This window comes from Niastella sp. OAS944 (genome assembly GCA_024809215.1).
In the GTDB taxonomy this organism is placed as follows: domain Bacteria; phylum Bacteroidota; class Bacteroidia; order Chitinophagales; family Chitinophagaceae; genus Niastella.
Window position 1 is genome coordinate 241,808 of sequence record JANUBW010000001.1, and the last position, 13,316, is coordinate 255,123.

The window sequence follows — 13,316 nt, forward strand, 5'->3', positions numbered from 1 at the left end:
GGTGGGCAAAAATAGGTATTAATGGATTAAGAATATGTGAAGATTAAAGTCTCCTAAATTCTTGAACAATAAATGAATAAAAAAAAATTATATCGCAGCTTTAAAAGCTTTTTTGTTGCAGGAATTTTCATGTTTGCCGGAATCAGCGCATGGGCGCAACAGAAACAGGTACTAGGTACTATTATTATTGACCCCGGTCATGGTGGTATCGATCCCGGCGCGCATGGCCAGTTCTCTACCGAGGCCGCCGTAGCGCTTTCTATTTCGCTCAAACTGGGTAAGGCATTGGCCCAGGAACTCCCAAACAGTAAGTTAATATTTACCCGCACTACCGATGAGCTGCCCGGGAATCCCAACAGTGTTCATGAATCATTACGATATCGTGCCGATATGGCCAACCAGGCCAAGGGCGACCTGTTTATTGCCATTCACTGTAACGCTACCGGTGCCAGAGCCGGCGGCTGGTATGCCAAAAGGGTAGTTGGTCATAAAAGCAAGGTCACTTACGTAGGTAAAGGTTCTAAAAGACGTAAAAAAACCGTTCGTGTTCCCATTTACGAAAGCTATTGGGTAAAAAATAACAGGCGTGGCACCGAAACCTATATTTGGGCTGCCGACCGCTCTGGTAGTAAAACAGGTTTTATTAATTCAACTAATTCGCCCGAAGAGCAAACCGGTGAAAATGTTGACGACAGCACCAACGTGCTCGACCTGAACTCGCCCGAAGCCATCATTCGCGCCCAGCTGTATGAAAAGAAATATTTTGCCAAAAGCCTTACCCTGGCCACGTTTGTAGAAGAAGAATTTGAAAATGGGGGCCGGTTAAGCGAAGGCGTTAAACAACGGAATGAAAAAGGTATTTGGGTATTACAGGCTACCGGTATGCCCAGCATTCTGGTTGAAACCGGATTTATTACTAATACTGAAGAAGAACAATATCTCAATAGTGAGAAAGGACAGGATGAAATAGTTACCCAAATTATAAATGCTATAAAAAGATATAAAGCGGTGCTGGAAGGCGGTTCGCCAGCCCCGGCACAAGCTCAGCAGGCTCAACAGGCTGGTCCGGCAAACCCCTAGCCTCGTCTCCATTCAACATATTGATAAAAATGCTAATTAGCAGATTAGCAAATTATAATAATAGTACATTGGTTTTTAATAATAACTATAAATAAGCCAATTGCAGCATTATCTTTGCGTTATACCGGTATTGATTGAATTTATAAAATTGCCCCGGAATACATGCTGCAAAAAATGATCCTTTGCCTGTTGGGCACCGGCTTGTGCATGGTTCTTTCGTCATATAGGACCGCACCTGCAATCCCTAAGCCCGTAAAACAAGGCATAAATACTATCATCATCGACGCCGGCCACGGCGGTCGTGACCCCGGTGCCCATGGCAACTATTCCACCGAAAAAAAGGTGTGTTTAGCCATTGCCTTAAACCTGGGTCAGCAACTAAAAGCAGCATTTCCGCAAACCAAAATTTATTTTACCCGCACAAAAGATAATTACCCTGAAATAAAGGCCCGGGCCGATTTCGCCAATTCCCACAAAGGCGATCTGTTCATTTCCATTCACGCCAATGCCGCCGCCAAAATCAAAAACAAAAAATTCATTGGCTACAAAACGGAAACTTACTATGTAAAAAAGGGTAAAAAGCGCATAAAAAAAACACGTAAGGTTAAGAACTACAAGATCACCTATACCGATAATCCCCTGCGCGGTACCGAAACCTATATATGGGCTGCCGACAGGGCAAAAGCCAAAAGCGAATATGTATCGAACCGCATGGCCGAAGAATTAGATGATGGCGAATACATGCCTAACCTTAACGACCCGGCATTTAAAGCCAAATCGTTACTGTGGACCAAACGCTATTTTAATAAAAGCCTGTTACTGGCAACCCTGGTTCAAAAAGAAATTGCCAAAAACACGCGCATGCTCAACCGGGGCGTTAGGCAACGGAACGAAAAAGGCATTTGGGTATTACAGGCTACCGCCATGCCCAGCATTCTGGTAGAAACCGGTTTTATTACCCATAGTTCCGATGAAGCGTACCTCAACAGCAAAAAGGGACAAACCGAAATGGCCAAAGCCATTGTAAATGCGGTTAAAAGATACCGTGCCGCCACTACCAGCAACAATACTACCACTTCGCAGCCAATTACCATCAATGAAAAAAGCCGTTCGCAGGGGGGAAAGTCGTAAGAAAGCCGCAACGGCAATCGTGAATCGGCAATCGGCAATGACTCGCCTTTGGGTAGCCTCGCTATCGTAAAAAGTGAAATCCCGAGAGTCGGGATAGGCTGGCAAAGGGTAAAAAACTGCTGCAAGCTAAAAGCCGAAAGCAAATACAACTCTTGCAAAATTCGAAGCCAGGCATTTAATAGTGAGCTTCGAATTATCAGGTCGGGGAGCCGAAGGCGCCCCAAGAAAGTGGTTTTCCTCTATCAACATTATCACCTCCATCAACTTTTTAACTAAAAGCCGACTATTAACAACCAGCCCCTACTCCTTGTTAACTCGTCAACTCGTCAACTATACTTAACCTTTCAACCGCCCTGTATTTCAATTTTTTATACTTTTGCTAGCAATTGGCCGTTTTAGGGGGTAACCTTTAAAACATAACCCGTTCAGATGAAACCACCTGCGCTTATATTTTCACCAATGTGAACAATTGCCCGCAAGGATTTGTCTGGCCATTGAAAACATCATAGCTAATAAGATGAAAATCTCTAATGAAACTAAAGTAGGCGCTTTAACCGCAATTGCGATCACTGTGCTTATTCTTGGCTTTAATTTTTTGAAAGGAAAAAGTGCCCGCGGTACAGAAGTATTTGCCGAATTTCCTAATGTTGAAAAACTGGTAACCTCTAACCCGGTTATTATTAATGGATTACAGGTAGGTAAAGTAACTGACATACATGAGAAGGACAAGAACATGAGTGGTATTATAGTTACCCTTACCCTTACCAAAGACATCAACATTCCCAAAAACTCGGTAGCCACTCTTAATTCAGAACTGCTGGGTACCACTGGCGTAAATATTCATTTAGGCAATGGCCCCAGCTACCTGCAGGAAGGGGACACCATTCGTACCGAGCGTACCCTGGGTCTTACCGATAAGTTTCAGAAATCTTTAGATCCGGCTATTAATAATATTAATAAGACCCTGCTTTCGCTGGACGATGTGCTGCAAAAACTGAACACCATTCTGGACCCCAATACCCGCAATAACTTACAGGGCATTATTGGCAACCTGGCCCAGTCATCGAAATCCCTGGAGCTATTGCTCAATACCGAAACCGGTATGCTGGCAAAATCGATCAATAACCTGGAAACCATTACCAGTGGCTTTGCACGTAATGGTCCAAAGATCGATAGCACATTCAGCAACCTGCAAACCGCTACCGACAAAATATCGAAAGCTAAAATTCAGGAGGCCATTGAAAGCATGAACCGCACTATGGCAAGGCTGGAGGCAGGCATTGCCAAGATCGATAGCAAGGAAGGCTCTATTGGGCTGCTGTTAAATGATCGCAAATTGTACGATGAGGTTCGCCTCACTAATCGCAGTTTGACTATCTTGCTCGACGACCTGCGGGTTAATCCAAAACGTTATATTAACATTTCCCTGTTTGGTGGAAAAGACAAAAAGGGACCGTTAAAAGCGCCGCTCGATACACTGAAACAATAAGTCAAGCTTAATCAATGATACGATATGTGGTTTTGTCGCTGATAGTGACGCTGGCAGCGTTATTTTCTGCCGACAAAGTACATTCCCAGGTAATAATGAACCGGCCCGGCGCAGACACTATGAAAGTAGTGAACCTGATAAATGCCGACCGGCTTAGCTATGCTAAAACCAACGACACCACCGAACTGCAAATGCTGTCGGGCAATGTTCAATTGAAGCAGGGGAATACTTTATTCAAATGCGATAGCGCAATTTTGAATAAAAGGACCAAGTACCTGGAAGCATTCGGCAATGTACATATCGTAGATAATGATACGGTAAACATACGCTCGCAATACCTGCAATATTTTACCGAAACCAAACTGGCTTTTCTCAAGAACAACGTAACATTAACCGATAGCAAAAGCACCCTGTACACCAACGATCTGCAATATGACCTCAACACCAAAGTTGGGGAATACCACAATGGTGGCAGGCTTGTTAACCAAACCTCTGTTTTAACCAGTAAGGAAGGAACTTATTATGAAGAGCTGAAGGATGTATATTTTAAAAAGAACGTTGACCTCAAAGATCCCAAGTACACCCTTAAAACCGATTCGCTTTTATATAATACATCTACACAGATTGCAACCTTCATTGCCCCTACCAAAATTGTTGACAGCGCAAAACGCACCATCAATACCAAGGATGGGTTTTACGATACCCGTAACAGGAAAGCTTTTTTTGGCCAACGGCCCATATTGAAAGATGGGGCCACAACCATTATAGCCGATAACATTGACAGTGACGACAGTACCGGCATTAGTATTTTGACAGGAAGAGCCGTATATATTGATACGGCCCAGGGTATTTCGGTGCTGGCCAATAAGATCAATGCCAACCGTATTGACGGTTCATTTTTGGCAACCCAGCATCCCCTGCTGATCATAAAACAGGATAAAGATTCTATTTATATCACAGCCGATACACTTGAATCGGGCCGGTTGAGCAAATTGCGTGCTCAAACAGACAGCACATTGCCGCCTGATACCAACCGCCTGGTGCGCGATACCAGCTTTTTAAAACACGATAGCCTTAACCTGGCAAAAATTTCAATCAGCCCCGTTCGCGACTCGCTCGGTTTACCAAAAGATTCGGCCCTGCTGGCCACAGATAGCAGCAAACTGCAAACAAATATTGCGCGGGCAGACAGCACCATCAGCCTGCAAAAAGATACCAGTGTAGTAAAGCGCGATACAATACAGAAAAAAAATATTACCAAAGACATAGCGCCGAAACCCACATTACGAAACCAGCCCCCGGCCAAAAAGAACGCAGTCAAATCAGTGGTTGCTGCCAACAACAAACCCGAAAAAACAACTACCGAAAATAAGAACGATAGCAGCGACCGGTATTTTAAGGGCTGGCACCATGTGCGCATTTTCTCCGACAGTATGCAGGCCATGTCAGACAGCCTTTGGTACTCAGGTAAAGATTCAACTTTCAGATTATACACCGACCCCGTTATGTGGGCCAGCAACAGCCAGATCACCGGCGACACTATTTACGTGTACACAAAGAACAAAAACCCCGATCGTTTATACGTATTTGAGAATGGCCTGGCCATTAACCTCAGCGATAAGAACATGTATAACCAAATAAAGGGCAACCGCATACATGGTTATTTCAAAGATGGGCAAATAGATTATATGCGTTCGCAGGGAAATGCCGAAAGCATTTATTATCTTAAAGAAGAAAATGGAAAACTGAAAGGCATTAATAATGCAACCGGCGATATTATTGACCTGCGTTTTAAAAATAAAGAACTGAACAAAGTGGTCTTCATAAGCGACGTATCGGGTACTTTGTACCCGGTAAACCAGGCCACGGAACAAAATAAATTTCTCCGCGGTTTTAAATGGCTCGAGGAAAAACGACCCAAAACAAAATTCGAACTGTTCGAAGACGTAAAACCGGTAATAAAAACTGACGAGCAAAACGAAACAAAAGGCCAGCAAGAACAAAAGCAGCAGGAACAACCAGCTACGAAAAATTAAACCAAAACTTTTTTAAACCCTATTACATGTTCCCCATCCGATACGCATGTTGCCTATTGGCATTATGCATTATCGCATCTTGTACCTACGGCCAACAACGTACCTATCCAAAAAGTTTGTTATGGCGTATTACCGGCAATGGACTTAAACAACCCTCCTATCTGTTTGGTACCATACACCTTACCGATAAACGATTATTCAGGCTGGGCGACTCGGTTTATAATGCTATTGAAAAAACCGATGGACTGGCCATTGAGGTGAATCCCGATGAAATGGGCGCCTATTATATAAATAAAGCAATAAACGAAGCCGAAGGCGCCAAACTACACGAACTGTTAAGCGAAAGGGATTTTAAAAAATACAGCGCGGCACTCGCCAAAAAATTTAAAAAACCAGCTTCAGAAATAACTACCGGCGATATTGTTACCGCAAAAAATAAATGGATGGCCGATTACCTCGAAAAAGGTGAAATGGCCACCTTCCTCGATGCATACCTGTATAATATTGCCCGTCGGCAGGGCAAATGGGTGGGCGGTGTTGAAGACATTGCCGACCAAACCGGCATCTTAGACGACCTGGTAGATAAAAGTGATATCGACATGCTGCTGGCCAGCGATACGGTATATATAAAAAAGGCCGCCGACAATATGATGGAGCATATGGCTGAAATGTATATAAACCAGGACCTGCAGGGCATTGAAGCCATCACTATGACCGGTTCGGCCCAGTTCCACGACCTGTTGATGATAAAACGCAATGTAAAAATGGCGCGGCGCATTGATAGCCTTACGGCCCTGCGTACCATGTTCATTGCCGTTGGCGCAGCGCACTTACCTGGCGATAGTGGTGTAATACACCTTTTACAATCAAAAGGTTTTACGGTAGAACCGGTGTTCTCCTCAAAAAAAATAGACGCCAGTAATTATACCTTTCAGGAAGTAAAACTGCCCTGGGCAGAAACCGAAGACAAACAGGGATTGTACAAAGTGGCCATGCCCGGCAATGCCATCGACATTAAACTGTTTGGCGTCATAGATCTAAAATACCTGTTCGATATTTTCACTTTATCCAATTACTGCACCATGTCGGTAGTGAGCCCCCGCTCTACTATTAATAAAGACAGTATGCTGCAGCAACTGGCGCAAAGGATGTTTCAAACAACAGAAAAAATAACCGCAAAAAAAGTGATCAATAGCGGCATTGAAGGGAAAGAATATATTCATACCCTTATGGGCCAGCGAATACGTATGCAGGCATTTATACACGACAACGTGGCCTATGTAGCGTATATGAATGCGGTTAAAAAGGAAATGCTCACATCAGAAGACGCCGAGCGTTTTTTTAAGTCGTTCCTCATTTCCAAAAAACAATTGGCGGCTGCCGGTGATCATCCGTTCATCGATTCGGTAATGGGCATTAGCCTGGTATCCCCTGCCGAACTCGCCTATAATAAAAAATTAAGCAACGATAGCGATGGCTGGCACATCAGCGCTTATGCCGGCGCCGACATTTCGGGCGGCAGATATGTAATGCTCTTTTCAAAAGATATTTCACCGGGTCTTTACCTTAGCAACGATACCACCATTCAACAAGGTTTGGTGCAAAGCATGGCCTCGCAATATCCGCAATTAAAGGTTGACAGTATACAACTACAGGGCTATAATGGTATTGTTTTGAAAGGCGCCAATGCCGAACAAAAAGGCTTTTATATGCAGGCCATGTCGCTTATCAAAAACAACCGCAACATTGTATTGGTAGTGGTTAGCGATTCGGCCCAAATGCAAAGCCCCGAAACGCAAAAAATTTTCAATTCGTTACAGCTTATTACACCGGCTTCAGTACCCTGGCAGGTATATACAACCGCCGATTCCCTGTTCTCGGCCCGTGTTCCCGGGCCATTCAGAACCTGGAATACAGATGGCAATCACTATACCTATTCATTTGACACCACAACTGCCAGCACCTATTTTATAATGCCCGATACCCTGGGCAAATATGTGTGGTTCGAAAACGATAGCCTTTTTTGGGATAATACGGTTAACCGGTATTCAGAAAGAAATAAGCTTATAAAGAAAACAAACATCGTATATAACGGCCAGCCGGCTTTGGAGCTATTGGTAAAAGAAGATGCGGCCTATAAAAGAATGCGCCTCATATTGCACGATGATAAAGTGATGCAGGTAATGGTTATAGGCGACAGCAATTTTGTATATGACACAAACGCTACCGAATACCTAAACAGTTTTCGCATTAACAAACCACAGCAGAACCCGCATTTCATCACCCAATCAAAAACGCCCCTGCTGCTGCAAAACATTGCCAGTAAAGATTCCACCGTAAGAGGAGAAACGGGTACCGCCCTTTTCAGCTCGGCCTTTCGCAAACAAGACGTTCCGCTTTTACACGAAGCGTTATTTAAACGCTACCTATCTCTTTACAGCAATGAGGAAGATACCTATACCAACATGCGCCTGGCTATGATCCTTGGCCAGTTGGAAGATTCGAGCACCATTTCATTTATTAAGGAAAAATATCCCCTACTCATCGGGGAGAACGAGGTGTTCAGGAACGCAGCGCTTGCTACACTTATAAACCTGTATACCAAAGAAAGCTATGCCACCCTGGCCAGTCTTATTGAACAATATGGCCCACCCAAAGAAGCGATAGACCTTCAGTCTGTAGCTTCGTTAAAAGACAGTCTGGCCTTAACGGCCACAATCTTCAATACGTTACAGAAACTGATAAAAGACAGTACACAGGGCGCTTATATAGCCGATGTTACCCTGGCCTTGTTAGACAGTGGTTTTATTAAAAAAGAGCAACTGGCTCCTTTGCAGAATGATTTTATATATACCGCCAAAAAATTACTGCCCGCCGCTAAAAAGCAACAGGTTGAATGGTTCATTATCGACGACCTGCTTACATTGATAGGCCGTTTTAATACAACCACCTGCTACAATGTGTTAAGAAGCTATTTACCAGCCAAAGACCTGTATATAAAAAAGGAAGCTGCCCTGCAATTGATAAAAAACAAACAGACCGTTCCGGCAGATGTTTTATTAAAGCTGGCTGCAGATGATAATATAAGAACACAATTGTATCATGAGTTGAAGGAGTTGAAAAAAACGGCGCTTTTCCCAACCCAATATGCAACACAACAGGCATTTGGCCGGTCGGCCATGTATGAACTGGCCGTAGAAGATTACGATGTAAAGAAGATCACTTTCCTTGAAAAAAGAACGGCCCGCTACAAAGGTAAATCATATACGTTTTATTTATACCGGGTGGTTATTGATGACGATCAACCCGCAGGCTACCTGGGTATAGCAGGTGGCTATAAACCCAATAGCACTACACTTGAAACGGCAACTTATCTCAACGGCATTTATTGGGATGAAACCTGGTCGGCCGCTAAAGTGAATACACACTTTAAAATTTTTCTTAAAAACCTTGAGGTGGTAAACGATAGCGAATAATGTTAAGTTAAAAAACCGCTCAACTGTTTTAACGAACAGTTAATCAATACCTTTGGCACTATTTTCGTTCCCTTCTTAATACCATTGATCAATACACCAGCTGATAGCGAAGCTGATTGTAGAGATTGTTTTACTCATGTAAAATCAAAATTGTTTTTCATGAAAAGGATCTCCATAACCCTGCCCGTTATATTATTAACTATTTTCTTTTGCCAGCATGCAGCTGCCCAGGACCAGGCTCAAAGTCCCGATTACCGGTTTGCAGCGGGTGTGCGGCTAAGTAACTCCTCACCTACCCTAAGCAGCGCTGTTTCGGGTAAATTTTTTGTAACCAATAAAACCGCTGTTGAAGGCCTGATAAGCTGGGGTAACCGTTTTGGTATTGGCGCCCTGGTTGAAATACACAACAAGTTCAGCACGCCCGGTCTTAGCTGGTTTTATGGCGGCGGTGTGTATGTAGGCTTTCAGGATAGCGATACTTATTTTGGGCCTACCGGTATTGTTGGGCTCGATTACAAATTCCCCAATGCGCCTGTAAATCTTTCGCTCGACTGGAAACCCGAGCTCGATATTCTTCCCGAGATCAACTTTGTTCCCGATGCATTTGCACTTACCATCCGGTTTGCGTTGAAGTAGGCAGAAATGGTTTCAATTACACATTTTTTTGAAATCATTATGGTCATCATGAATTTAAAATTTGAAATAATGAATTCATTATAGCAGTCTTTGTTTTCATTATGGAAGTAATGATTTTCATTGTCGCCATCTTTAAATTCATTATAGCCATCATGATTTTAAAATTTGAAATAATGAATTCATTTTAGCTATCATTATTTCAATTACCGGCTATTTTAAATTCATTATAGTCGTCTTTGTTTTCATTATAGCTATAATGATTTTCATTGTCGCTATCTTTAAATTCATTATAGTCATCATGAATTTAAAATTTGAAATAATGAATTCATTATAGCCATCTTAATTTTCATTATCCCTATCATGAATTCATTTTTCCATTTGTTTTAACCACAGCTTCTATTATAGCTTCAGCTCTCCCGTGTATTTCATTAGCACATTATCTCATTATCGCATTAGCTAATTATTCCTTGCGGCTTCTTTCTTATCAAACGCCCAATTATACGTCCCACATAATTACTTGACGCAATAAACCGCAACAAGCAATTCATTTCGGTCTTTATGCGTGATATTTTGCACGATTTACCAACAAAAAATCAATTTTATGCGTATTTATGCCACATTTCCATTTATATTTGAATTGAAACCAACCTAACAATATGCTGAAAAAAGAACGTCAGGCATATATCCTGCACCAGGTAAACCTGCACAACAAAGTACTTTCTTCCCTGCTGAGCCACGAAATACGGGTATCGGAAGATACCATTCGTCGCGACCTGCAGGAACTTTCGGGCGAAGGCAAACTCATAAAAGTTCATGGCGGCGCCCTTTCGCACTCCTTTCATGAGGTAACTTATTCCAACAGTTTAAGTGTATACAGCCAGGACCAGAAGAAGGTCATTGGCGAAAAAGCAGCAGCCCTTATAAAAGACGGCATGTTTGTATTGACCAGCGGCGGCACAACCATTATTGAAATGGCGCGGGCACTTCCCCCTGCATTAAGGGCTACGTTTATTTCGGGAAGCATACCTGCCATTCTCGAATACATGCAGCACCCCAATATTGAAGTGGTTATGATCGGCGACCGGGTATCGAAGAACGCCAAGATCACTATTGGCGCCGAAGCCATCAACAAGATCAAGAACATTAATGCCGACATCTGTTTCCTTGGCATTAACGCCATTGACATAAAACGCGGCACTACCGAAAACGACTGGGAAATAGCACAGCTTAAAAAGGTAATGATCGACTCATCGCAGAAAGTAGTATGCTGCACCATTTCCGAAAAGATCAATACCCTGCAACCCATTCACATTTGCAACATTCCCGATATAGATGTACTTATTACCGAGCTACCACCCGATGCACCAATATTAAGACCATATGTTGATGCCGGTATTCAGGTAATATAATTCATACAAAGTCTTTTAAATAGAAAAGCCGCCGTTAGATCATCTAATGACGGCTTTTACCTTTTCAAAAGGTAGCATACCTTCTCATTATTGTGACACATATTCAACATCGTTACTAACTTAATTGCTTATACGTTTTACTGAAATTGCATGTATCAAAGACCAATACTAAAAAGGCAACCCAACAATAAAAAAGCATTTAACACAGGCGTACCCAATACACTTTCAGGGCTATTTCATTGTTTTAACAGGAACATTTCAATGCTTTGCCGTTAATTTCTCCCCCACACATTATTTATTGCCCTAATAATTTGGTAGCTTTATATAAATATGGTTGCTTATGAAACCCACTATCATTAACCACCCATTCCACGTTATTAACCTTACCTATATGAGTGAGGCGCCCCTAAGCACGCTGGAGGAGGAAGGAATTGAAAAATACGTAGAACTGCATAACAAATCGCAGGAGTACAAACAGGTACTTGAAAGATTGACCACCTACTATACCTCGGCCAGTAAAACATTACAAAAATGCGAGGCTATATTCGACAATCTGCAGAACGAATACATTTTGCTTACACCAATGTTACATTACCTGCAGGAAGGCGGTCCGCTTTCTGATACTGAAATAGAATCAATTGATGAAAGCGAACGCGTTTGTTACGACACACAGCCCTTACTATCGCAATTACATATCTTCAATCATACCTTCGATGCATACGCCGATGGCCTCATGGCCGCCGAAAAGGAATATGCCGCCACAGAACAGCAACAGGAGAAGCTGGAATTACAGTTTGATGATTTCAATGACAATTATTTCAACCCTATCATCAAAGACTGGAAGATAATGGAGATAGATATTTGCAGCCTCGATGAGAACTTCGACGATTTCAGAGGCGCATTTTGCGATATGACCGATATGGCCGATAAACTCATAGATATTCGTAATACCTTCCTCGACGCACATATAAAATTACAAAACAGGATCGTTGACCTTGATAAAGACATTGTAGCCTTGTTTGCCGCTCTAAACGGCGAGTCGAATATTAATGATAATTCAAATTAATATCTCCACTTTTCGCCTGCATTAATTCGAAATGCGGCTTTAATACTCCAACTCTCCGCATAATACCGCAAACAGCGCTGTATTTAGGTTATTTTCTGCATATTCTGCGTTATTTCCTCCTGCTTTCTGCACTTTCATGCGGTAAATACTTTATATTTGAAAGCATAACCGCTAACTGTATATGCTTAAAAAAGAGCGTCAAGCCTATATTTTGCATCAGGTGAACCTCCATAATAAGGTTCTTTCCTCGCTGCTAAGCCAGGAAATTCGGGTTTCTGAAGATACAATCCGCAGAGATTTGCAGGAACTTGCCGATGAAGGCAAGATTATAAAGGTTCACGGTGGTGCCCTTAGCCATTCCTTCAACGAAGTTTATTATCCAACCGATAATGTATACTCACAGGATCATAAAAAGATCATAGCAAACAAAGCAGCAGCCCTCATTCAAAACGGCATGTTTGTGCTTACCAGTGGCGGTACTACCATCATAGAAATGGCACGTGCCCTGCCACGTCAGCTAAAAGCCACTTTTATGTCGGGCAGCATACCAGCCATACTGGAATATATGCAACACCCAAACATTGACGTAATTATGATCGGCGACCGCATTTCGAAAAGCTCCAAAATAACGATTGGCGCCGAAGCCATTTCAAAAATAAAGCAGATCAATGCCGACCTCTGCCTGCTGGGCATCAACGCCATCGACCTCAAACATGGCACCACCGATAACGATTGGGAAGTTGTGCAACTGAAAAAAGCGATGATCCAATCGGCCCAGAAGATCGTTTGTCTTACCATTTCTGAAAAGATCAACACCTTACAACCTATCCACATTTGCGATTTACAACATATAGATGTACTGATCACTGAATTGCCACCGGACGATCCGAAATTAAAACCCTATATCGACGCAGGCATCCAGGTACTGTAACGCCATTTTTCAATGCCCTTATGAAACAGGTAAACCTTAACTATTTCACCCCCGACCAGGGT

Annotated in this window: 9 protein-coding genes; all 9 read left to right on the forward strand. The window is 42.6% G+C overall.

The window, feature by feature from the left end; all coding sequences use genetic code 11:
- Positions 1–72 precede the first annotated feature (72 nt).
- The 9 genes from GGD38_RS00970 to GGD38_RS01010 all read left to right on the forward strand — a co-directional run bounded on the left by GGD38_RS00970 (position 73) and on the right by GGD38_RS01010 (position 13,254).
- Positions 73–1,080, forward strand: coding sequence for an N-acetylmuramoyl-L-alanine amidase (locus GGD38_RS00970; protein ID WP_375299903.1), 1,008 nt, complete (start codon positions 73–75; stop codon positions 1,078–1,080).
- Between the two features lie 162 nt (positions 1,081–1,242).
- On the forward strand, positions 1,243–2,211 hold the full coding sequence (locus tag GGD38_RS00975) for an N-acetylmuramoyl-L-alanine amidase (protein WP_375299902.1): 969 nt from the start codon (positions 1,243–1,245) through the stop codon (positions 2,209–2,211).
- Positions 2,212–2,728: 517 nt separating this feature from the next.
- Positions 2,729–3,700, forward strand: coding sequence for an MlaD family protein (locus tag GGD38_RS00980; protein WP_375299901.1), 972 nt, complete (start codon positions 2,729–2,731; stop codon positions 3,698–3,700).
- 14 nt (positions 3,701–3,714) lie between these two features.
- A complete protein-coding gene (gene lptC, locus GGD38_RS00985) occupies positions 3,715–5,736 on the forward strand; it encodes an LPS export ABC transporter periplasmic protein LptC (protein ID WP_375299900.1) in 2,022 nt (673 codons plus the stop codon).
- Between the two features lie 26 nt (positions 5,737–5,762).
- Entirely contained in the window at positions 5,763–9,212 is a 3,450-nt protein-coding gene (locus tag GGD38_RS00990) for a TraB/GumN family protein (RefSeq protein ID WP_375299899.1), read from the forward strand.
- A gap of 159 nt (positions 9,213–9,371) precedes the next feature.
- Complete coding sequence (locus GGD38_RS00995; RefSeq protein WP_375299898.1) at positions 9,372–9,848, forward strand: hypothetical protein; 477 nt, start codon at positions 9,372–9,374, stop codon at positions 9,846–9,848.
- Between the two features lie 656 nt (positions 9,849–10,504).
- The gene (locus GGD38_RS01000; RefSeq protein WP_375299897.1) at positions 10,505–11,257 is read left to right on the forward strand and encodes a DeoR/GlpR family DNA-binding transcription regulator; all 753 of its coding nucleotides are present in this window, start codon (positions 10,505–10,507) and stop codon (positions 11,255–11,257) included.
- A 340-nt stretch (positions 11,258–11,597) separates the two neighbouring features.
- On the forward strand, positions 11,598–12,323 hold the full coding sequence (locus tag GGD38_RS01005) for a hypothetical protein (protein ID WP_375299896.1): 726 nt from the start codon (positions 11,598–11,600) through the stop codon (positions 12,321–12,323).
- A gap of 181 nt (positions 12,324–12,504) precedes the next feature.
- On the forward strand, positions 12,505–13,254 hold the full coding sequence (locus tag GGD38_RS01010) for a DeoR/GlpR family DNA-binding transcription regulator (protein ID WP_132559917.1): 750 nt from the start codon (positions 12,505–12,507) through the stop codon (positions 13,252–13,254).
- Positions 13,255–13,316: the final 62 nt, after the last annotated feature.